Here is a 21,017-nt window from a genome sequence, read left to right on the forward strand (position 1 = left end):
GGGAAGATGCAGGACTATCTTTTGGAGTCATTAAAGCTCCAGCGTATTGATTTTTTTATCAAGCTTGTAGCGGCTAGTGAGTGCAGCGACGAAGAAAAGCGGCTGGCTATCCAGTGGGTGTCCGAACTGACAGACGAGTTGATGGCGAAAATTCGCAGCCATGAATACAGCCGGTCAATGGACGTTACCAGTTAAAGGGAATCTGTATGCGCATTGAAATAATGATCGATAAAGAGCAGAAGATTAGCCAGGCCACACTGGAAGCCCTTGAATCCGAGCTTTACCGTAATTTGCGCCCTCTGTATCCCAAAACAGCAATTCGTATCCGTAAGGGCAGTGCCAATGGTGTTGAACTGAGCGGGTTAAAACTGGATGAAGACAAAAAGCGAGTGATGGAAATTATGCAGCAGGTCTGGGAGGACGACAGCTGGTTACATTAGATAACGTTGTGAGAGGCAGAACGTAGTTCTGGCGGTCGCAAGGTTGAACAACGAGCTATGCGAGGCGTTAGCTATGGGGTCTAAAGACAACAAGTATCAAATTGTATATCGCGGTCAAACGCTGGAAACAATCATTCCCGGTCAGTGGGTTTTCTTTCAACGCCCAAAAGAGTGCGGCGGCGGATACTGGATGGGAAGAACTTATGATGACTGTTTCTGGCTTGAGCTGGAGTATCCGGTGTCTTTATCTGATGGACTTGGTTACTTGATAGTTATTACGAAAGTCGAAGTCACAAGTCATGAATTTGATGCAAATTATTCTCTGTTTGACTGATTTCGTCGTAGTGCATGACTATGCCGCATGAGAACGCATGATCGTTTAAGGATCGTTTATGCTGAGGCCCGCCAGAACTGGCGGGCTTTTGCCTGTCTCATGCAGGTGCATGAAAACCACTACATAAAGCGGGCAGGCGTGGCGGGGATACGAGCGCGCGCTGAACCCTATAAGTACGATCTCTTGATTTGATAGCTGGACATACATACAGTGTCGTTCTATTATCTATTAACCCTTAGAGGTTTTGGTGATGTTTGGATAAAATAGCTTTCAAAATATTCATAATCAGCCAAACAGGGACGTCAGATGCCTTACCAATTGGTAGTGCTTAGCCCAGTTGCTAACGATATTGAACAGTTGGGAACCAAAGAAAAGTTTTGGTTCTACTACTCCCATGACACTGACCATTTACAGTTGTTCAAGTACTCTAGGCCGGGCACTGGTGAGCATTGGTCTGAAAAATGTGCTGCAGAGCTATGCCATCTGCTCAATATCCCACACGCTAGCTATGATTTAGCTAGGTACAATGATAGATTTGGTGTCGTTACTCAGAACCTTATTCCTGTTGGCTTCAGAATGGTGATGGGGAACGAGGTTCTTCACAGTTCGACAGCCGACTATCCTCAGCCTTTGCAACTGGGAGAGAAGCCAGTAAGGGTTAGAGAGCATACTGTAACGAGAGTTTTGGGCTGCTTAGATAAGGAATCTATCCAGCCGCCGCCGAGTGCATACGAACTAAACGGGCTAAATGCTGCAGATGTATTCTGTGGGTATTTGATGCTAGATGCACTGGTCAGTAATCAGGATCGCCATCATGAAAATTGGGCGATTATGCTTAACAATGAAACTGGTGAGCAGTTTTTATGTCCAACCTATGATCATGCCGCCAGTTTAGGGAGGGAGATGTTAGATGATGAACGTTATGAACGGCTTAATACTAAAGATAAAAATCGTCGAATCCCCTACTTTGTGAGAAAAGCTCGCTCAGAGCTTTTTAAAGCAAAAACAGATAAAAAACCCTTACTTACAGTTGAAGCATTTCAACATGCAGTTGAGGGAAGAGTTGCAGCTCGCGACCATTGGCTGGGTAAGCTGAGCGCTTTAACAGAAGCTTCCATTACAGATGTGTTCAACCAAGTGCCTGCATCGTGTATCTCTGAGAGTGCACGTGAATTTGCAGCGTTGATGGTAATGGAAAATCGTAGAAGGCTACTAGAGAATGACTAATACAAACTCCGTTTACGTTGCGTGGCAGGCACCAGATACCAGAGACTGGCATGTCGTCGGCAACTTGCAAGAGCGCAATTCGGGGTATGTTTTTAAGTACACGAAAGGTGCTCTTAAATCTACTAAATTTACCAAGTTTAGCGGCATGACTGATGTCAGAGAAACTTATGTGTCAGAAGAATTATTCCCTCTTTTTAAAAACCGTCTTTTGTCCCCTAGACGCCCAGAATATCCGAGTTTTATTAAGTGGCTTGGGTTTGAGGAAGATAGCGTAAATCCGATCGATATTTTGGCCCGTTCTGGTGGTTTACGCAGTACTGACCAACTACAGATTTTTAAGAAAATTGAAGTTGATTCAGAGGGAAAATTTGAACACTTTTTCTTTTTGCATGGTCTTAGCTATCTGAATTCGATGGCAAATGATCGTGTTTCTGAGTTGAAACCAGGGCAAATTTTGCGTCTTTGCTTGGATCTTCAAAACGAGTACGATGGTGATGCTGTCGTAGTTCGTGCTGATAAGCCCGCAGAAATTGTCGGTTATTGCCCTAGATATTTAAGTAATGACATCAAGAAAATGCTGTTAAATGATTCAAAATCAATCACTTTAACAGTTGAAAAGATTAGCGATGATGCACCGCATAACTATCGGCTGCTTTGTAAATTATCTGGAAAGCTAAACTCGGCTTGTCAGTCAACGCTAATTCTACAGGATGAGTTCGAGGCTATCGAATAGCCTAGAAAAGCCACCGTTAAAGGTGGCTTTTTTTATTCTGGTGTTATTTCTAAAGTGTAGGGTTCAAAACTAATAATTTTCTCTCCCAGCCAGTCGTTCAACTCCTGTAGGCGTTTCTGCAGAGGTATCAGTTCGTTGCGGACAAAGACGCGGCTGGCCTTCTCTACATCCCCAAACCCTCCTACATTACTCGGCATAATCCCCATCATCTGCGGTGGAACGCGGTGTGCTGCCATCATGTCATCACGGCTCACATTCTTGATGTTCAGAAACTCATCCTTTGCAGCAACCTCCGATAACGGGATGATCTGGATGCCGTCCTTTTTACCGTTGGGTGAATACATAAACAGGTTGCGGAAGTTACCCGGTCCTTTGGCGCTTTTCATTGCCTGGCGGATATTGTTCACATCCTCCTGGTTCTGTGCTGCGTCGGTCATGTACATGATGAAACCCGCGTGGCTGCCGTTGATGTAATACTTCCGGCGGAACAGCGTGGCGGACTCGTTGAGCAAGGTTGACGGAATGGCGGAGAGATAGCCGGGCAGCCCGTAAATCTCCTGGTTAATATCCGGCTCCATAAGGTGAAAAATGTTGCCCTGTGTAAATTCATAGGGCTGCGTGGTCAGGCCGTACTGCACAAACCAGTAGGTGTCGAGGTCCACGCCACGGCGTGTATACTTCGCCAGTGCTGGCTCCAGTGAGAGAACGCCGCCGAGCCGGTTGGTGCGCTTTTCCAGATAGGCGTTACCGAACACCAGATAATCCTGGACGAAACGGGCAAAAGCCTGCTGGCTGAGCAGGCGGTGCGGGATGTACGTACTGCTGAGAATGTCACGTTTAACCGCTATCGGTGAGCTGTGATGTACAGCGGCGCGGTAGGTTCGCGCCAGCCCGTCAAAGCTTACTGGCGGCTCATACCATCTGTCCATCTGTACGCATTCCACATAGTCCAGCAGCTCGCGGCGGTCCAGCACCGGGATCGGGTCACCAAAGCTGAAAGCCTCGGCAGTTACGCCTGCGTTTTTAGGCGCCGTAGCTTCTGTTGGCGTTGAGCTGGTTAAGGCTTCGGGTTCACTCATCAAAAAATCTCCACAATATTGCTGGTATTGGCGGATTCGCCCTGCAGCGGTTCGTTAAACAGTGCGTGCATCGTTGCCCAGGCCAAATCTGCGTGGCTGGCTTCTTCGCTGCGGCTGGCTTCGTAGGTAGGGCGGTTGCCGCTGGCGGTGGTGGCCCGGCGGATAGCCATAAAGGACTGCGCAATGTCAGTGTGTCCGGCGTCAAACTCCAGACGGCGGTGGCTGATAATGTCGTACGCCTTGAGCACCAGGGCGTTTTTGACGTTGGGGTTGTAGACAAACTCCCGCACGGCAGGAAAGAACGCTTTTACGTTCTCATAAACACCGTGCCCGACGCCGGTCGAGTCAATGCCGATATAGGTCACGTTGTACTGCTGAGTCAGTTTTTTGATAGCGTCTGCCTGGGCGCGGAAGTCCATTCCGCGCCACTGATGACGCTCCAGAATGCGGAACTTTCCGCCCGGTACAGTGGGAGGCGCCATAACCACGCAGCCTGCGCTGTCACCGTTCTGCGTACCTTTCGCCGGGTCGTAACCGATCCAGACTTCTCGCCAGCCAAACGGGCGCAGCGCCAGCGCCTGGAAATCGGTCCAGACTTCCCAGCTGTCCACCATACACGCCTGCAGCTCGCTGAGCGGGAATACTGACGCCAGATCGTCAATAAATTCACACATCAGCAGGTTCTGGTATTCGTCCGGGCTGTACTCCATGCGCAGCTGGTCGAGGTCGAACAGGTTACAGCCGCCGCGCACCGCATCCTCCACGGTGACGATCTGGCGGTACTGTCCGTCAGGGCAGAGCAGGCCGCGCGCAAGGTTGCTGTGGGTCAGGTCAATATCCACCTTGTCCGCTTTGGCGCGGCCCCGGTTAAACAGCGCACCGGACCAGAACGGATACGCGCTGTGGGTCAGGCTGGACGGCGTGGAAAAGTAGGTTTGTCGCCATTTCTTGTGAATGGCCATACCGGAGGCCACCTTGCGCAGCTCCTGGAATTTCGGTATCCAGAAATATTCATCCAGATACAGGTTGCCGTGGTAGCTCTGCGCCGTACGGGCATTGGTGCCGAGGAAGTACAATGCTGCCCCATTGGGTAGCACCATGGGATCGCCTTTCAGCTCCACCTCAACTTCTTTAGCAAAGTCGATGATGTACTGCTTAAAAACGTGCGCCTGTGCCTTACTGGCAGAAAGGAAAATCTGGTTGCGTCCGGTCAGCAGGGCGTCAATCAATGCTTCACGGGCAAAATAAAACGTGGCGCCAATCTGGCGCGACTTGAGCAGATTGCGGATGCGGTTTGTTTTCCCTGCTTCAAACCAGTGGCGCTGATAGTCGAACATAGAGTCGTGGAAGACTTCTTCCAGCTTTTCGATCTGCTCGTCGGTGAAAACATTCTTTTCGGGCTGGCGGCGTGGCCCTTTGTTACGGTTGGCGACTTTCGGGTTTAAATCAGCTTCGTTCCCGCCATCGTTAAATTTGCCGATCCGGGCGTGGCGCTCTGACTGGCGAGCCAGCAGGTCAATTTCCTTGAAGTCTTTCCCTTCTTTCTGCTCCTTCATGATGAGCTGGCAGTAACGTGCGGCGGTGGTGAGCTGCATCTGATCCAGCGGCCCATAGTCGCCCCACTTGTCGCGTTTTTTCCAGCTGTGAACGGTTGCAACTTTTTCGCCCAGCATTTCAGCAATGCGGGCTACGCGGTATCCCTGAAAGTACAGCAGCATGGCCTGCCTACGGGGATCGAGGTCTGCGGGGGTCAGTGTCGTGTTCATGGCCCAAACATACGGCCTTGCCTGACGGCTTTCCCCGGCTGCGGTTTGTGTGGTTTACCGTACAAGTGCCGCGCGTTGTTTCACTCCCCCCATCACCGCAAACATAAGACTCCAGTAAGTTATTTCTAACGGAGCACGGCTCATGACAGTGAAAGCAAAGCGTTTCCGTATCGGGGTGGAAGGTGCCACCACTGACGGGCGCGAGATCCAGCGTGAATGGCTGGTACAGATGGCTGCCAGCTACAACCCGGCGGTCTATACCGCGCTGATTAACCTTGAGCACATCAAGTCTTATCTGCCGGAGAGCACGTTTAACCGCTATGGCAGGGTGACGGGGCTGGTTGCAGAAGAAATCCAGGACGGCCCACTGGCGGGCAAGATGGCACTTTATGCCGATATCGAACCCACTGACGCCCTGGTGGAACTGGTGAAAAAAGGCCAGAAGCTTTTCACCTCCATGGAGGTCAGCACGAAGTTTGCCGACACCGGCAAAGCCTACCTTGTAGGGCTGGGTGCGACGGACGATCCTGCGAGCCTTGGCACCGAAATGCTGGCTTTCAGCGCCAGCGCCGCACATAACCCGCTGGCAAACCGTAAGCAGAACCCTGAAAACCTGTTTTCGGAAGCGGTTGAAACGCTGATCGAACTGGAAGAAGCCCAGGACGAAAAGCCGTCCCTCTTTGCCCGCGTCACGGCGCTGTTCACCAAAAAAGAGCAGACCGACGATGCGCGTTTCTCAGACGTGCATAAAGCCGTGGAACTTGTCGCCACCGAGCAGCAGAACCTGAGCGAGCGCACTGATAAATCCCTGGCTGAAAACGGTGAACGCCTTTCCGCGCTGGAGTCCTCCCTGCAGGAGCAGCAGGCCGCCTTTGCCGAGCTACAGCAGCAGCTGAGCCGCGAAGACAGCCGCAAGGATTACCGCCAGCGCGCGCCGGGCGGTGACGCACCGGCAGGCACCCTGACCAATTGCTGATGGAGCATAAAACCAGATGAAAAAGAAAACCCGCTTTGCCTTTAACGCTTACCTGCAGCAGCTGGCGCGCCTGAATGGTGTGGAGGTTGAAGAACTCTCCAGCAAGTTCACAGTGGAGCCGTCCGTGCAGCAGACGCTGGAAGACCAGATCCAGCAGTCCGCTGCTTTCCTGACACTGATTAACATCACGCCGGTCACTGAGCAGTCCGGGCAGTTGCTGGGGCTGGGCGTTGGCAGCACCATTGCCGGAACCACCGATACCACCACCAAAGAGCGCGAGCCTACCGATCCGACGCTGATGGAAGACGTGGAATACAAATGCGAGCAGACCAACTTTGATACGGTGCTGACCTACGCAAAACTGGACATGTGGGCGAAATTCCAGGACTTCCAGGTGCGTATCCGCAACGCCATCGTTAAACGTCAGGCGCTGGACCGCATCATGATCGGCTTTAACGGCGTGAAGCGCGCCAAAACGTCCAATCGTGCAGAAAACCCGCTGCTGCAGGACGTCAATAAAGGCTGGCTGCAGAAAATCCGCGAAGACGCGCCGGATCATGTTATGGGCAGCAAAACCGCAGAAGACGGCACCACTACTGCGGAGCCGGTAAAAGTAGGTCCGGGTGGTAAGTATGTAAATCTTGACGCGGTGGTGATGGATACCGTCAACGAGCTGATCGATGTGGAGTATCAGGATGATGACGAGCTGGTTGTTATCTGTGGTCGTGAACTGCTGTCTGACAAGTATTTCCCGCTGGTTAACAAAGAGCAGGACAACAGCGAGAAAATCGCCGCTGATCTGATCATCAGCCAGAAACGCATGGGCGGCCTGCAGGCTGTGCGCGCGCCTTTCTTCCCGGCGAATGCCCTGCTGATCACCCGTCTGGATAACCTGTCGATCTACTGGCAGGAAGACACCCGCCGCCGTTCTGTTATCGACAACCCGAAACGTGACCGGATTGAAAACTTTGAATCCGTCAACGAGGCGTATGTGGTCGAGGACTACCGCTGCGCGGCGCTGGTTGAAAACATCGAAATCGGTGATTTCAACCAGCCTGCAGCAGAAACAGGAAACGGAGAGTAACGCATGAGCCTGAGTCCCGCACGGCAGCACCGCCTGCGCATTCAGGCCGAACAGGCCGCCCGTGAGGGCGGCAGTGTTCGCCATGCGTCGGGTTATGACCTGATGCTGCTGCAACTGGCAGAAGATCGCCGCAGGCTTAAAGGCATCCAGTCCACGGTGAAAAAGGCGGAAATCAAGGTGGAGCTGCTGCCGAAATATTCTGCCTGGGCAGAGGGCGTGCTGGCTGCCGGAGGTGCGCAGCAGGATGACGTGCTGATGTACGTGATGCTGTGGCGTATCGACGCCGGTGATTATGCCGGTGCGCTGGAAATCGGGCGTCATGCGCTGCGCCATGGCTGGGTGATGCCGCTGGGCAACCGTAACGTGCAGACCGTGCTGGCAGAAGAAATGGCAGACGCGGCGCAAAGCGCTCTGCTAGCCGCAGCCGGTTTTGATGCCGATCTGCTTCTGCAGACGCTGGATCTGACAACCGATCTGGATATGCCGGACCAGTCGCGGGCGCGTCTGCATAAAGCCATCGGCGCTGTACTGAGCGAAAGCAGCCCGGCATCTGCCCTGAATCACCTTACCCATGCGCTGCAGCTCGATCCCCGCTGTGGCGTGAAAAAAGAAAAGCAGCAGCTGGAGCGCAGACTGCGCAATGACAGCCGCTAAAGAACGTGCCCCGCGCACGGGCGGCACGGGGTGACGAAAGGCACTGCCACATCAAAACCCCGTCCACCGCCCACTTATTCAGGAGAAAGCCGCATGAAGTTTGTTGCGCCCGAACAGGTACCGGAACAGGCGGAGGTCATCAAAAATACGCCGTTCTGGCCTGATGTGGACCTGTCGGAATTTCGCAGTGTGATGCGTACTGACGGCACGGTGACGCAGTCGCGTTTAAAGCAGGTCGTGCTGACGGCGATCTCTGAGGTTAACGCTGAGCTGTACGACTTCCGCAACCGTCAGCAGATGCTGGGCTGGCGGACACTCGCTGAGGTTCCTGCAGAAATGCTGGACGGCAAGAGCGAGCGCATTCAGCACTACCACAACGCCGTTTTTTGCTGGGCGCGCGCCGTGCTCAATGAGCGTTATCAGGACTATGACGCCACGGCGTCAGGCGTGAAGCGAGGGGAGGAGCTGGCGGAGGCCAGCGGCGATCTGTGGCGTGATGCCCGCTGGGCTATCAGCCGGGTGCAGGATGTACCGCACTGTACGGTGGAGCTTATCTGATGAAAGTGCGTGCGCATCAGTATGACACGGTGGACGCGCTTTGCTGGCGTCATTACGGGCGCACGCAGGGTGTCACTGAGCAGGTTCTGCAGGCAAATCCGGGGCTGGCTGAGTACGGCCCATTTTTACCGCACGGGCTGCAAGTGGAGCTGCCGGACATTACGGCGTCAACTACGGCGCAGACCGTCCAGCTATGGGACTGAATTATGACGCTTGAACGAATCAGCGCCTTTATCACTTACTGCATCGCCGTGCTGCTGGCATGGCTGGGCGATCTGTCGCTCAAGGATGCGTCAACGGTTGGCGGCGTACTGATTGGGGTGCTGATGCTGGCTATCAACTGGTATTACAAACACCAGTCTTTCAGGTTGCTGCGCGATGGCAAAATTTCACGGGGGGAATATGAATCCTTCAATCGTTAAGCGCTGCCTTGTCGGGGCTGTGCTGGCTATCGCCGCCACGCTGCCCGGTTTCCAGTCGCTCAAAACCTCCGTTGAAGGGCTGAAACTGATTGCCGATTACGAGGGATGTCGTCTGCAGCCGTATCAGTGCAGCGCAGGTGTCTGGACTGACGGGATCGGAAATACATCCGGGGTGGTGCCGGGGAAAGCTATCACGGAACGGCAGGCGGCGCAGGGGTTAATAAACAATGTGCTGCTGACTGAAAAAAGGCTGGATGCCTGCCTGACGGTTAAGCCCCCGCAGCATGTCTACGATGCGCTGGTGAGTATTGGTTTCAATGTGGGGACCGGCGCGATCTGCAGGTCAACCATGGTGTCATATATCAATCGCCAGCAGTGGTGGCAGGCATGTAACCAGCTACCGCGCTGGATTTACGTTAACGGTGTGAAAAATAAAGGTCTGGAGAACCGCCGCGCGCGGGAAATGGCCTGGTGCTTAAAAGGAGTGTCCTGAAATGAAATGGTTAAAAAGTTACTGGCTGCCGCTTTCGGTTCTGGTGCTTCTTGTGATGGTTGATGTGATTTTCCCTGCCTCCCATGCGCTTTTCCCGCTGGCGCTGATCATGTGGTTTGAGTTTGCCGCGTTTTCTCTGGTCTGCTTTACCGGGCTTTATTCCTGCACTCTGACAGGTAATGACCGGCTAAAGGTCAGATTCCTGCTGGGCAGGGTATTAAGGGTGATGGACGCAATCACTCTCACCTGGTATCTGCGTCTGGCTGTTGCCTTTGTGATGTTGCTTGCCGGGTGGAAACTGACGGGGCTGGTTTATGTATCTACCGTTGCCATTGGCCTGGCAATCAAGGATGAATTAAAGGCATTGCGGGAATGAATCGCGCGCTGATGTTAGGGCTGGCGCTGGTTCTTGTTGCGCTGGGCTGGCAGTCGTGGCGGCTTAACAATGCCAGTCACACCATTGAGACGCAGGGCGTGGCGCTGAAAAGCAAAACGCAGGAACTGAAGAAGAAAAACAGTCAGGTGATCGGCCTGTCCATTCTGACCGAAACCAACAGCCGGGAGCAGGCGCGGCTTTATGCGGCAGCGGAACAGACCACCGCACTGCTGCGAAGCCGCCAGCGCCGGATCGAGGAACTGAAACGTGAAAACGAGGATTTGCGCCGCTGGGCTGACGCTCCTTTGCCTGCTGACATTATCAGGCTGCGCGAACGTCCGGCCCTTGCCGGAGGTGCAGCTTACCGTGAATGGCTGTCCCAGAGTGACGCAGTGCCGCCTGGAAAGGTCAGCGCCGCGCAGTAACGGTGATCTGAATGCGGCGCTGGATGAAACAGAGTCCGCCTGGGCGGTCTGTGCTGACAAAGTCGACACGATAGTTGCGTGTCAGGAGCGAAACAGTGAACAAACCGCAGTCCCTGCGCAGCGCCCTGAATAAAGCGGTGGTGTATGTCCGCAACAACCCGGATAAGCTGCACCTTTTCGTTGATAACGGCTCACTGGTGGCAACCGGTGCCAGCTCTATGTCATGGGAATACCGCTACACCCTGAACGTGGTGATCGAGGATTTCAGCGGTGACCAGAATCTGCTGATGGCTCCCGTGTTGCTGTGGCTCAGAGTAAACCAGCCGGACGCCATCAACAACCCGGAGCTGCGCGAAAAACTGTTCACCTTTGAAGTGGATATTTTGCGCAATGATGTATGCGATATCAGTCTGAATCTGCAACTGACGGAGCGTGTACTGGTGAGCACTGACGGTAATGTGTCGAGCGTTGAAGCGGTGCCGGAGCCTGACGGATTCGAGGAAATGTGGACGGTGAAACGTGGATGAACTGCAGAGGGTGGATGACTGGCTGACGGCGTTGCTGGCAAATCTGGAGCCTGCAGCACGCAGCCATATGATGCGGCAACTGGCGCAACAGCTGCGCCGGACGCAGCAGCAGAACATCAGGCTGCAGCGTAATCCAGACGGCAGCGGCTATGAGCCGCGCCGGGTGACAGCCCGCAGCAAGAAGGGACGCATCAAACGCCAGATGTTTGCAAAGCTTCGCACCATAAAATACCTGAAAACTGCAGCCAGTGCCGACTCTGCCAGCGTGCAGTTTGAGGGTAAGGTGCAGCGTATTGCACGTGTTCACCACTACGGCCTACGTGATCGCGTCAGCCGTAAAGGACCGGAGGTCCGCTATGCAGAGCGGCGTTTGTTGGGTATTGGTGAAAAAGAAAAATATCTTATTTTTAACTCGTTACTAAGTTGGTTGCAGGGCAAGGGAGGACTGCATAAGTGAGTTAATTTTACTTCAATGAGAATATGAAATCTGCTATAGATAAAAGCAGTCATTATAATGATATGCTTTTCTTAAGGATGGAATATTATGCGGCCAAAAATTGGTGAGTTTAAATTTGGTGAGGTTTATGGGGAGAATGAGGTATTATATCTCGATAATTACTCTAGGTATTTTTATGATATAAATAATTCATTAGGTAAGCTTGATAGAAAAAATAAAATGCTAGTAATCGGCAGGAAGGGAACGGGTAAGACATTGCTTGTCAATGTCTACTGTAATGCAAAACGAAAAAATAATGATATTGCAGTTGTAGAATCATTAAAAGATTTTGTTTTTCATGAACTGGTTCACTTCCAAGGGCAAGATGTATCTTCTACAAAATACGTGCCGATTTTTAAATGGATGATATTGGTTAATCTTGCTAAAAATATTGTAAAATATAAAAATGGATTTAGTGAAGGTAAAATAACTCACTTGGAAAGTTTTTTACGTTCTTTTGGCCATGTCGCGGGAGAGTTAAGGCCGGAGCAAACAGTTGAAATAACTAGGGAATATCAAGCATCGGGTGAGGTTGGTATCGGATTTAGATTTCCAGTATTTCGTGGTGAAGCGAAAGCAAAAGGTGGTGAGGTCGAGAAAACAAAAGAAACAAAAAAGAATTACTTAGAGTGTATGGAATCTTTACAGCTTTATATTGTTGACATGTTAAAGGAGAGTAATAAAAGGATATATGTATTTTATGATGAGTTAGATGATAAGTTTGATGCAACAGTTGAATACAAAAATGCAATGATAAGTTTTTTAAATGCTGTTATGTCAATTAATAAAACTCTAATGCAAAATGAAATAGATGCCAAAATTGGTGCAGTAATTCGTCATGATATAATAAATACTTTTTCATCTCCGAATATTAATAAAATTATAGAAGATAACTCTGTTACACTTGATTGGTGCTCTGTTGGAGAACGGGCAAGTGATTCTGAGATTTTTGATATGATTGCTTTTAAAATTAAAAACTCCACTGGTTATTATAATGAGTTAAGCTGTTCTGATTTGTTCGGGAAAATTTTCACTGAGAAAGTCGCCGGTGAACATAGCTCTGTTTATATTTTACATAGAACTTTAGGTCGCCCAAGAGATGCCGTTAGGATGCTAACTTATATTCAAGATGAATATGGAGAGAATACCGAAAGATTTGAAGCCCCCATGTTCACAAAGGTTTCTAAAAAATACTCATCTTATCTTTTGCGTGAAATTAGGTCTGAGCTTGCGGGGCATTTAAGCGATTCAGAAATAGATGACTGCTTTTCTCTTTTACGATCTGTAAAAAAAAGAGGTTTTACTCCATCTTTAATCAAGGAGAAGTTTGAAGGGTTGGACTTAGGAGATAGCTCATTAACGCTTAATAAAATGCTGAGTTGTTTATTTAAGGTTGGCGCTATTGGAAATATACTTAGAAGATCTAAAGCAGATGGTGGGGATGTTTATTTGTGGTCATTTAATGATGAAGATCTAGAAATGGACCCATCGTTGAATTTTGAAATACATTGTGGTTTGTGGGATGCATTAGGAATTATCAAGCCTAAAGTTAGACAATAATGTAAAACGCCCTTTTATAGGGCGTTTTTATTTCAAGTCATCATTTTTTCTTAAAATTATCATTGTGTTAAAACTCTTACAATTCTAAATCGATGTATTCGTCGTTGTCTTGTTTGACAATTTGGAGATGAATGCACAACTAACAGAAATCATGCGCCTTATCACCAATCTGATCCGTACCGGTATCGTGACCGAAGTGGACAGGAAGAAATGGCTGTGTCGGGTGAAAGTGGGTGAGCTTGAAACTAACTGGATTAACTGGCTGACGCTGCGCGCCGGTGGTGCCCGTACATGGTGGTGCCCATCGCCGGATGAGCAGGTGGTGGTGCTGAGCATGGGCGGCAATCTGGAAACCGCATTTGTGCTGCCTGCCATCTACTCCAATCAGTTTCCGCCACCGTCGGATTCCGTGGACGGCTGCGTGACGGAGTACCCGGACGGGGGATGGTTTGAGTATGAACCTGCCACCGGACGATGGCATGTCAAGGGCATCAAATCCATGGTGATCGAGGCATCAGACAGTGTCACCTACAAAACCGGTGAGTTTGTGGTGGAGGCTGACACCACGCGCATTAACAGCGAAGTGGTGATCAATGGCGGCGTCACCCAGGGCGGCGGCGCAATGAGTTCTAACGGGATCGTAGTTGATGACCATGAGCATACTGGCGTTCTGAAAGGCGGCGACAACACGGGGGGACCGGTATGACGTTGTATATCGGTATGAGCAGGAATGACGGGCAGGCCATTGCAGATACGGACCATCTGCGCCAGTCGGTGCGGGATATTCTGCTGACGCCGCAGGGCAGCCGTCTTGCCCGCCGGGAATATGGCTCCCTGCTGTCTGCCCTGATTGACCAGCCGCAGAACCCGGCGCTGCGCCTGCAGATTATGTCTGCGGTCTATGTGGCGCTGAACCGCTGGGAACCGCGCCTTGCGCTGGACTCCATCACCATCAACAGCAATTTTGACGGCTCTATGGTGGTTGAGCTTACCGGACACAGCAATAACGGCGCACCGGTTTCCCTTTCCGTATCAACAGGAGCAGACAATGGCAGTCATTGACATTTCCCGACTACCGCCGCCGCAGATTGTGGATGTGCCGGACTTTGAGGCATTGCTGGCAGAACGTAAGGCCGCCTTTGTGGCCCTTCATCCGGCTGATGAACAGGAGGCCGTTATGCGCACGTTAGCGCTGGAGTCAGAACCTGTCACCAAACTGTTGCAGGAGAATACTTACCGAGAAATCCTGCTGCGCCAGCGTATTAATGAGGCTGCGCAGGCGGTCATGGTGGCCTATTCCATGGGAAATGACCTTGAACAACTGGCAGGTAACTGCAACGTGAAGCGCCTGACGGTAGTCCCAGCAGATAATGACGCGGTGCCGCCGGTCGCTGCAGTGATGGAAAGTGATGAAGCATTACGCCAGCGCATTCCTGCAGCATTTGAGGGGCTGTCCGTTGCAGGGCCGACGGGAGCCTATGAGTTCCACGCCAGAAGTGCCGACGGGCGCGTGGCGGATGCCAGCGCAACCAGTCCTGCACCGGCTGAGGTGGTGCTTACCGTACTGAGCCGCGAGGGTGACGGTACGGCAGGGACTGACCTGCTGGCAGTGGTTGAGCAGGCGCTTAACAGTGAAAAGGTTCGCCCGGTGGCAGACCGCCTGACGGTGCGCAGCGCTGAAATTATTCCGTACAGCGTGGACGCAACGATCTTCCTTTATCCGGGGCCGGAGGCTGAGCCGGTGATGGCAGAAGCAAAAGCCAGTTTGCAGAAATACATCGCCAGTCAGACGCGGCTGGGACGTGATATCCGCCGTAGCGCCATTTATGCCGCGTTGCACGTGGAGGGCGTCCAGCGTGTGGAGCTGACGTCCCCGCTGGAGGATGTGGTGCTGGATAAGACGCAGGCGGCGTCCTGTACAGAGTGGAGCGTTACCAACGGGGGCACGGATGAATAGTATGTTGCCGCCGGGTTCGTCGCCACTTGAGCGCCGACTGGCGCAGACCTGCAGCGGGATTTCCGATCTGCAGGTATCGCTGCGTGATTTATGGAACCCGGCAACCTGCCCGATCAGGTTCCTGCCTTATCTGGCCTGGGCGTTTTCTGTTGACCGCTGGGATGAGAGCTGGACAGAAAGCGTTAAGCGCCGCGTTGTGCAGGACGCTTTTTATATCCATCAGCACAAGGGGACAACCAGCGCCGTGCGGCGCGTGGTGGAGCCGTTTGGCTTCCTGATCCGCATCATTGAGTGGTGGCAGACCGGCGAAACGCCGGGGACGTTCCGTCTGGATATTGGTGTGCAGGACCAGGGCATAACAGAAGAAACCTATCTGGAGCTGGAGCGCCTGATCGGTGACGCAAAACCATGCAGCCGTCATCTGGTTGGTATGTCCATCAACCTGCAGACAGGCGGCCCGTATTTTGTGGGTGCAGCCACCTACACCGGCGAAGAAATCACGATCTACCCGTATATCAACGAAACCATTATTTCCGGCGGCACCGCTTATGAGGGCGGGGCGGTCCATGTTATTGACACGATGAGAGTGAACCCATGAGCGCAAAATTTTACACCCTGCTGACGGATATCGGCGCGGCGAAACTGGCAAGCGCCGCCGCGCTCGGTGTCCCGCTTAAAATTACCCATATGGCGGTGGGTAGCGGTGGCGGTGCGCTGCCCACACCCAACGCGCAACAGACCGCGTTAGTGGCTGAGGAGCGCCGTGCAGCGCTGAATATGCTGTATATCGATCCGCAGAACAGCAGCCAGATTATTGCTGAGCAGGTGATCCCCGAAAACGAGGGCGGGTGGTGGATTCGTGAAGTCGGCCTTTTTGATGAAACAGGTGCGCTGATTGCTGTGGGAAACTGCCCCGAAAGTTACAAGCCGAAGCTGGCAGAGGGCAGCGGACGCACGCAGACCGTGCGTATGGTACTGATTACCAGCAGCACCGATAACATCACCCTGAAAATTGACCCTGCAGTGGTTCTGGCAACCCGCAAATATGTGGATGATAAGGTGCTGGAGCTTAAGGTGTATGTGGATGACCTGATGGCAAAGCATCTTGCTGCTGTTGATCCTCATTCACAGTATGCACCAAAAGACAGCCCGACTCTGACAGGGATGCCTAAAACGCCAACGCCACCGGCAGGAAACAACAGCACCCTGATTGCCAGCACCGCCTTTGTACAGGCTGCTATTCTTGCCCTGATTGGTGGCGCACCGGCAACGCTGGATACGCTGAAAGAAATTGCAGCAGCTATCAATAATGATCCGAATTTCAGTACCACCATTAATAATGCGCTGGCACTGAAAGCACCGCTGGCAAGCCCGGCCCTGACCGGAGCGCCAACGGCTCCCACTGCTGTTCAGTCAACGAATAATACGCAGATTGCCACTACCGCGTTTGTGAAATCTGCTGTTGCGGGGCTGGTTGGTTCGTCGCCGGAGGCGCTGGACACACTGAATGAACTGGCGGCTGCGCTGGGGAATGATCCTAACTTTGCGACAACAGTGATGAACGCGCTGGCGGGGAAACAGCCACTTGATGCCACGCTGACGAATCTCAGCGGGAAAAGCATTTCAGGGCTTCTCGAATACCTTGGTTTAAGGGCAAGCGGTCAGTACACCGATAACTTGTTATTTACAGGCCCTGATGGACTTAAGATTCAGGTGTTTCGCAGAACGCTCGCAAATCAGACTACTGTCGGCGTAGTAAATACAGTGCCAGTGACTTTCCCTGTCCCGTTCCCCGTTAATTGCTGGGGTGTTTTTTCTACCAAATTAACATGGGTTCAGATAGCCAACTCATGCGAGTGGGTAAGCAATACAGGTTTCACCGCTCAGGTCATGATGAATATTGCTGTAAATACAAACACCTCAGAAGCCATGTTTTTAGCTATAGGATATTAATATGAATCGTTTTGTATTCAGCCCATCAGAGTCCCGTTTTTATGCCATCGAATGGCGTGCTGATTATGTCGATAATAATTGTTGGCCGCATGATGCCATTAACGTTAGTGACAGCACTTATTATGAGTTTTCCGGCACTCCACCTACAGGTAAGCAACTTATAACTTTAAATAATATGCCATCATGGGGTGATATTCCCCCGCCTACACGAGAAGAATTAATTGCCGCTGCTGATATGGAGAAGCAAAAAAGAATAGATTTAGCCAATGATTACATGAACGTTAAGCAGTGGCCCGGTAAGGCAGCGATTGGCAGGCTGAAAGGAGAAGGGTTAACTCAATACAATCTGTGGCTGGATTATCTGGATGCACTGGAAGCGGTAGACACCTCCAGTGCTCCGAATATCGAATGGCCTACGCCTCCGGGGGAACAGGCCAGTTAACATGCTCAGGGGCGGTTGTCACATCAGCCGACTTAACTTCATTTTTATAGGCCAGCCACGCCGACAGCTTAGCTCTGTTGGTGTCGCTGATTTCACCGAGCATCAGTTCTGTTCGCCAGTCCAGCATAACAGCGTCAGCATGGGCCAGTAGTTTCTGGCGTTCTTGTTCAGCAGCAGCAATCAACTCTTCACGTGTCGCCGGTGGGATATCAATCCAGACTGGCATATTTTGGCTGGAACTTAACTGTTTGCCTTCAGGTGGTGCAAAGTTATATTCATTTCTGACGCTATCAGAAACCTCTATAACATCAGATGGTAATGAACCTTTGTTAAGGTATTCAGCTTTCATATCTATGGGATAAAAACCCAATGTGCTTGGTGAAAATAAATACATGGTTATTTTCCTATGGCAATAAAATATGAAGAATTCATTCCACCCATATTGTATTTAGCAAAAAATCGGGTCAGGTCATTTACGTCACGTTGTATCGATGGAAATTGTAGTGATGGTGATGCAGTTGTGGACATTAAAACGCCAGGCACAATAGCAATAACGCTACTCGGAAATGGTATAGGGAAATTGATATATAGCCCGTTAGAATCAAAAGATGCCTCGAAAGCCTGAATAACATATCCACTCGGCAACTTAAACCACCCACCACCAGACTGAAAACTACTCATATCAGGGATTTGGCCTGCACCTGTGCCAACATCCCGTTTCGCCGCTTCTCCCAATTGAACGTTTAAGAAAATGCTGTTTTCCCGTCTGGCTGGCATTATTTGGGCTTTTGCATAAGGGAAAACAAATGTTAGTCGGCTATGTGCGCGTATCAACAAGTGAGCAAAACACAGCGCTGCAGCGTGATGCACTGGAACGCTCAGGATGTGAGCTAATTTTTGAAGACAAAATGAGCGGAAAAACAGCAGACAGGCTAGGGCTAAAAAGATTGCTCAGGACGTTGTCAGAGGGAGACACGCTGGTTGTATGGAAGCTCGACAGGCTGGGAAGAAGCATGCGACACCTTGTTACCCTGATAGAAGAACTCCGGCAGCGCGGAGTTAATTTCCGTAGTCTGACTGACAGCATAGACACCAGTACGCCAATGGGGCGGTTTTTCTTTCACGTTATGGGGGCGCTGGCGGAGATGGAGCGTGAGCTGATAGTGGAACGAACCCGTGCGGGACTGGAAGCTGCAAGGGCTAAAGGCAGGATTGGAGGGCGAAGACCAAAACTGACGCCAGAGCAATGGGCACAGGCAGGCAGGTTACTTGCTGCAGGTGAAACACGGCAGCGGGTTGCTTTAATTTTTGATGTGGGTATCTCGACGTTATACCGCAAATATCCTGCGACATTGTGTGATTAACAGGACAACGCCGCACAGCTGTCTGTGTGACGTAATCAATACAACATAGGGCGAAGCCTATTCCAATCAGGAGGTTCGCCGCTATGGCTCAGGATTACCACCACGGGGTGCGCGTTGTTGAAGTCAACGAGGGCACCCGATCTATCACCACGGTGAGCACCGCTATCGTGGGCATGGTCTGCACCGGCGATGATGCCGATGCGTCCGTATTCCCTCTCAATAAGCCGGTTCTGCTGACGGATGTGCTGGAGGCCAGCGGTAAAGCAGGTGAGTCCGGCACGCTGGCCCGTTCGCTGGATGCGATTGCCGACCAGTCAAAACCCGTGACGGTTGTTGTGCGTGTGGCGCAGGGCGAAACCGAAGCGGAAACCACCTCCAATATTATCGGTGGTGTCACGTCCGACGGTAAAAAAACGGGCATGAAAGCGCTGCTTTCTGCGCAGTCGCAACTGAAAGTTAAGCCGCGCATTCTCGGTGTGCCTGGGCACGACACGCAGGCCGTTGCCACTGAGCTGCTGAGCGTAGCGCAGAGCCTGCGCGGGTTTGCCTACTTGTCCGCCTATGGTTGTAAGACGGTGGAGGAAGCCATTGCATACCGGGACAATTTCAGCCAGCGAGAGGGGATGCTGATCTGGCCTGATTTCATCAACTTTGACACCGTTCTGAAAGCCGATGCAACGGCTTACGCTTCCGCACGTGCGCTCGGTCTGCGTGCCAAAATCGACGAGCAGACCGGATGGCACAAAACCCTGTCCAACGTGGGTGTGAATGGCGTCACCGGTATTTCCGCTGATGTATTCTGGGATCTGCAGGACCCGGCAACGGACGCGGGACTGCTGAACCAGAATGACGTCACCACGTTGATCTGCAAAGACGGCTTCCGCTTCTGGGGTTCCCGCTGCCTCAGTGACGATCCATTGTTTGCGTTTGAGAACTACACCCGCACGGCGCAGGTGCTGGCTGACACGATTGCAGAGGGGCATATGTGGGCGGTGGATAAGCCACTGAATCCGTCACTGGCCCGCGACATTATCGAAGGTATTCGCGCCAAATTACGCAGCCTGGTAAATCAGGGATACCTCATCGGGGCTGACTGCTGGCTGGATGAGTCAGTGAACGATAAAGACTCTCTGAAAGCCGGGAAGCTCACCATCGACTACGACTACACGCCTGTGCCGCCGCTTGAAAATCTGATGCTGCGCCAGCGCATCACCGATCGCTACCTGGTCGATTTTGCCAGCCGTGTCAGTGCATAAGGGGGATACATGGCATTACCACGCAAGTTAAAACACCTGAACCTGTTCAACGACGGGAACAACTGGCAGGGGATCGTTGAGTCCCTGACTCTGCCGAAATTCACCCGCAAGTTTGAGAAGTATCGCGGCGGCGGTATGCCGGGCGCGGTGGATGTGGATATGGGGCTGGATGACGGCGCACTGGACACGGAATTTTCAATCGGCGGCACCGAACTGTTGTTATTCAAGCAGATGGGCAAGGCAACCGTTGACGGCATCCAGTTGCGTTTCACCGGCTCTATTCAGCGTGACGATACCGGCGAAGTGCAGGCCGTTGAGCTGGTTGTGCGCGGGCGTCATAAAGAAGTGGATTCCGGCGAGTGGAAAACCGGCGAGAGCAGCACTACCAAGGTCAGCAGCACCAACAGCTACGCGAAGCTGACCATTAACGGCGAAGTGCTCTATGAGGTTGATCTGGTCAACATGATTGAAATCGTTGACGGCGTGGACCTGATGGAAGCACACCGTAACGCCCTTGGCCTCTGATTTAACTTAACGGCGCAATGATCCGCGCCAGTATCTGATTAACAGGAAACGAACATGAGCGACAAGCTGACTGAAAAAACCGTACAACTGGATACGCCAATCATGCGCGGTAAAACCCAAATCACCGAAATTGTGCTGCGTAAGCCGCAGTCCGGTGCGCTGCGCGGCACCCGCCTGCAGGCCATTATGGATATGGACGTGGGGGCCATGATGACAGTGATCCCGCGTATTTCCACCCCGACGCTGACCGCACAGGAAATGGCTGAACTGGACCCCGCCGATCTCACCGCGCTGTCGGTCGAGGTGGTGACTTTTTTGTTGAAGAAGTCGGTGCTTGCCGGTTTACCGACAGCCTGACGATTGATGACCT

General features: G+C 52.0%; 32 protein-coding genes. 28 read left to right on the plus strand and 4 right to left on the minus strand.

The features are described from left to right. Window positions 1-6 precede the first annotated feature (6 nt). The 5 genes from OGX66_RS16885 to OGX66_RS16905 all read left to right on the plus strand — a co-directional run bounded on the left by OGX66_RS16885 (window position 7) and on the right by OGX66_RS16905 (window position 2,734). A complete protein-coding gene (locus OGX66_RS16885) occupies window positions 7-195 on the plus strand; it encodes a hypothetical protein (protein WP_001154444.1) in 189 nt (62 codons plus the stop codon). A gap of 11 nt (window positions 196-206) precedes the next feature. Next, window positions 207-440: a DinI family protein gene (locus OGX66_RS16890; protein ID WP_019077494.1), complete on the plus strand. Its 234-nt coding sequence runs from the start codon at window positions 207-209 to the stop codon at window positions 438-440. 73 nt (window positions 441-513) lie between these two features. Then, entirely contained in the window at window positions 514-774 is a 261-nt protein-coding gene (locus OGX66_RS16895) for a hypothetical protein (RefSeq protein ID WP_267440183.1), read from the plus strand. Window positions 775-1,080: 306 nt separating this feature from the next. Then, window positions 1,081-2,001 carry a HipA domain-containing protein gene (locus OGX66_RS16900; RefSeq protein ID WP_087051165.1) on the plus strand — a complete coding sequence of 307 codons (921 nt, stop codon included), beginning with the start codon at window positions 1,081-1,083 and terminating at the stop codon, window positions 1,999-2,001. Beyond that, entirely contained in the window at window positions 1,994-2,734 is a 741-nt protein-coding gene (locus tag OGX66_RS16905) for an HIRAN domain-containing protein (RefSeq protein ID WP_087051166.1), read from the plus strand. The genes OGX66_RS16900 and OGX66_RS16905 overlap by 8 nt, the downstream gene beginning before the upstream one ends. A gap of 32 nt (window positions 2,735-2,766) precedes the next feature. Here the strand turns inward: OGX66_RS16905 and OGX66_RS16910 are convergent, their stop codons facing one another. Together OGX66_RS16910 and OGX66_RS16915 are read right to left on the minus strand one after the other, a co-directional pair. Further along, window positions 2,767-3,813 carry a phage portal protein gene (locus OGX66_RS16910; protein ID WP_088544954.1) on the minus strand — a complete coding sequence of 349 codons (1,047 nt, stop codon included), beginning with the start codon at window positions 3,811-3,813 and terminating at the stop codon, window positions 2,767-2,769. Next, a complete protein-coding gene (locus OGX66_RS16915) occupies window positions 3,813-5,579 on the minus strand; it encodes a terminase ATPase subunit family protein (RefSeq protein WP_257680053.1) in 1,767 nt (588 codons plus the stop codon). The genes OGX66_RS16910 and OGX66_RS16915 overlap by 1 nt, the downstream gene beginning before the upstream one ends. A gap of 142 nt (window positions 5,580-5,721) precedes the next feature. Between OGX66_RS16915 and OGX66_RS16920 the strand changes: the two genes are divergently transcribed. From OGX66_RS16920 to OGX66_RS17010, 19 genes are all read left to right on the plus strand, one after another. Then, window positions 5,722-6,555, plus strand: coding sequence for a GPO family capsid scaffolding protein (locus OGX66_RS16920; RefSeq protein WP_174501124.1), 834 nt, complete (start codon window positions 5,722-5,724; stop codon window positions 6,553-6,555). A gap of 16 nt (window positions 6,556-6,571) precedes the next feature. Beyond that, on the plus strand, window positions 6,572-7,639 hold the full coding sequence (locus OGX66_RS16925) for a phage major capsid protein, P2 family (protein WP_286511896.1): 1,068 nt from the start codon (window positions 6,572-6,574) through the stop codon (window positions 7,637-7,639). 3 nt (window positions 7,640-7,642) lie between these two features. Then, the gene (gpM, locus tag OGX66_RS16930; RefSeq protein WP_286511897.1) at window positions 7,643-8,293 is read left to right on the plus strand and encodes a phage terminase small subunit; all 651 of its coding nucleotides are present in this window, start codon (window positions 7,643-7,645) and stop codon (window positions 8,291-8,293) included. Between the two features lie 93 nt (window positions 8,294-8,386). Continuing rightward, window positions 8,387-8,851 (plus strand): head completion/stabilization protein, encoded by a 465-nt coding sequence (locus tag OGX66_RS16935; RefSeq protein WP_286511899.1) that lies wholly within the window; start codon window positions 8,387-8,389, stop codon window positions 8,849-8,851. Continuing rightward, on the plus strand, window positions 8,851-9,054 hold the full coding sequence (locus OGX66_RS16940; RefSeq protein WP_000868184.1) for a tail protein X: 204 nt from the start codon (window positions 8,851-8,853) through the stop codon (window positions 9,052-9,054). The genes OGX66_RS16935 and OGX66_RS16940 overlap by 1 nt, the downstream gene beginning before the upstream one ends. Before the next feature lie 3 nt (window positions 9,055-9,057). Further along, window positions 9,058-9,273 carry an HP1 family phage holin gene (locus OGX66_RS16945; protein ID WP_001397650.1) on the plus strand — a complete coding sequence of 72 codons (216 nt, stop codon included), beginning with the start codon at window positions 9,058-9,060 and terminating at the stop codon, window positions 9,271-9,273. Beyond that, on the plus strand, window positions 9,254-9,766 hold the full coding sequence (locus OGX66_RS16950; RefSeq protein ID WP_286511902.1) for a lysozyme: 513 nt from the start codon (window positions 9,254-9,256) through the stop codon (window positions 9,764-9,766). The genes OGX66_RS16945 and OGX66_RS16950 overlap by 20 nt, the downstream gene beginning before the upstream one ends. A 1-nt stretch (window position 9,767) precedes the next feature. Next, a complete protein-coding gene (locus OGX66_RS16955) occupies window positions 9,768-10,142 on the plus strand; it encodes a DNZ54_00345 family protein (protein ID WP_286511904.1) in 375 nt (124 codons plus the stop codon). Continuing rightward, window positions 10,139-10,567, plus strand: a complete 429-nt coding sequence (gene lysB / locus OGX66_RS16960) for an Rz-like lysis system protein LysB (RefSeq protein WP_286511906.1) — start codon at window positions 10,139-10,141, stop codon at window positions 10,565-10,567. Before OGX66_RS16955 ends, lysB begins: the two co-directional genes overlap by 4 nt. Continuing rightward, the gene (lysC, locus tag OGX66_RS16965; RefSeq protein WP_286511953.1) at window positions 10,452-10,700 is read left to right on the plus strand and encodes an Rz1-like lysis system protein LysC; all 249 of its coding nucleotides are present in this window, start codon (window positions 10,452-10,454) and stop codon (window positions 10,698-10,700) included. The genes lysB and lysC overlap by 116 nt, the downstream gene beginning before the upstream one ends. Continuing rightward, a complete protein-coding gene (locus OGX66_RS16970; RefSeq protein WP_286511907.1) occupies window positions 10,663-11,094 on the plus strand; it encodes a phage tail protein in 432 nt (143 codons plus the stop codon). Before lysC ends, OGX66_RS16970 begins: the two co-directional genes overlap by 38 nt. Continuing rightward, window positions 11,087-11,551 (plus strand): phage virion morphogenesis protein, encoded by a 465-nt coding sequence (locus OGX66_RS16975; RefSeq protein WP_286511909.1) that lies wholly within the window; start codon window positions 11,087-11,089, stop codon window positions 11,549-11,551. Before OGX66_RS16970 ends, OGX66_RS16975 begins: the two co-directional genes overlap by 8 nt. A gap of 87 nt (window positions 11,552-11,638) precedes the next feature. Then, a complete protein-coding gene (locus tag OGX66_RS16980; protein ID WP_286511911.1) occupies window positions 11,639-13,150 on the plus strand; it encodes a P-loop ATPase, Sll1717 family in 1,512 nt (503 codons plus the stop codon). A 127-nt stretch (window positions 13,151-13,277) separates the two neighbouring features. Beyond that, window positions 13,278-13,856, plus strand: a complete 579-nt coding sequence (locus OGX66_RS16985; RefSeq protein WP_286511913.1) for a phage baseplate assembly protein V — start codon at window positions 13,278-13,280, stop codon at window positions 13,854-13,856. After that, window positions 13,853-14,212 carry a GPW/gp25 family protein gene (locus tag OGX66_RS16990; RefSeq protein ID WP_241324251.1) on the plus strand — a complete coding sequence of 120 codons (360 nt, stop codon included), beginning with the start codon at window positions 13,853-13,855 and terminating at the stop codon, window positions 14,210-14,212. The genes OGX66_RS16985 and OGX66_RS16990 overlap by 4 nt, the downstream gene beginning before the upstream one ends. Beyond that, on the plus strand, window positions 14,199-15,107 hold the full coding sequence (locus OGX66_RS16995; RefSeq protein ID WP_286511918.1) for a baseplate assembly protein: 909 nt from the start codon (window positions 14,199-14,201) through the stop codon (window positions 15,105-15,107). The genes OGX66_RS16990 and OGX66_RS16995 overlap by 14 nt, the downstream gene beginning before the upstream one ends. Further along, window positions 15,100-15,705 (plus strand): phage tail protein I, encoded by a 606-nt coding sequence (locus OGX66_RS17000; RefSeq protein ID WP_286511920.1) that lies wholly within the window; start codon window positions 15,100-15,102, stop codon window positions 15,703-15,705. Before OGX66_RS16995 ends, OGX66_RS17000 begins: the two co-directional genes overlap by 8 nt. Next, on the plus strand, window positions 15,702-17,060 hold the full coding sequence (locus OGX66_RS17005; protein WP_286511922.1) for a phage tail protein: 1,359 nt from the start codon (window positions 15,702-15,704) through the stop codon (window positions 17,058-17,060). The genes OGX66_RS17000 and OGX66_RS17005 overlap by 4 nt, the downstream gene beginning before the upstream one ends. Before the next feature lies 1 nt (window position 17,061). After that, window positions 17,062-17,502: a tail fiber assembly protein gene (locus tag OGX66_RS17010; RefSeq protein WP_286511924.1), complete on the plus strand. Its 441-nt coding sequence runs from the start codon at window positions 17,062-17,064 to the stop codon at window positions 17,500-17,502. On the opposite strand, the gene OGX66_RS17015 is transcribed toward OGX66_RS17010, so the two are convergent. Both OGX66_RS17015 and OGX66_RS17020 read right to left on the minus strand, forming a co-directional pair. Continuing rightward, entirely contained in the window at window positions 17,474-17,896 is a 423-nt protein-coding gene (locus OGX66_RS17015; protein ID WP_286511926.1) for a tail fiber assembly protein, read from the minus strand. The genes OGX66_RS17010 and OGX66_RS17015 overlap by 29 nt on opposite strands. A gap of 2 nt (window positions 17,897-17,898) precedes the next feature. Beyond that, on the minus strand, window positions 17,899-18,279 hold the full coding sequence (locus tag OGX66_RS17020; RefSeq protein ID WP_286511927.1) for a gp53-like domain-containing protein: 381 nt from the start codon (window positions 18,277-18,279) through the stop codon (window positions 17,899-17,901). Between the two features lie 29 nt (window positions 18,280-18,308). Here OGX66_RS17020 and OGX66_RS17025 point away from each other — a divergent pair, with 29 nt between their 5' ends. The 4 genes from OGX66_RS17025 to OGX66_RS17040 all read left to right on the plus strand — a co-directional run bounded on the left by OGX66_RS17025 (window position 18,309) and on the right by OGX66_RS17040 (window position 21,004). After that, entirely contained in the window at window positions 18,309-18,866 is a 558-nt protein-coding gene (locus OGX66_RS17025) for a recombinase family protein (RefSeq protein ID WP_286511929.1), read from the plus strand. An 83-nt stretch (window positions 18,867-18,949) separates the two neighbouring features. After that, complete coding sequence (locus OGX66_RS17030; RefSeq protein WP_181598396.1) at window positions 18,950-20,122, plus strand: phage tail sheath protein; 1,173 nt, start codon at window positions 18,950-18,952, stop codon at window positions 20,120-20,122. Between the two features lie 9 nt (window positions 20,123-20,131). Next, a complete protein-coding gene (locus tag OGX66_RS17035) occupies window positions 20,132-20,647 on the plus strand; it encodes a phage major tail tube protein (protein ID WP_086550357.1) in 516 nt (171 codons plus the stop codon). 54 nt (window positions 20,648-20,701) lie between these two features. Then, window positions 20,702-21,004, plus strand: a complete 303-nt coding sequence (locus OGX66_RS17040) for a phage tail assembly protein (RefSeq protein ID WP_001744189.1) — start codon at window positions 20,702-20,704, stop codon at window positions 21,002-21,004. Window positions 21,005-21,017 lie beyond the last annotated feature (13 nt).

It is taken from the genome of Citrobacter sp. Cf072, from assembly GCF_030334485.1.
GTDB classification, from domain to species: Bacteria; Pseudomonadota; Gammaproteobacteria; order Enterobacterales; family Enterobacteriaceae; genus Citrobacter; species Citrobacter freundii.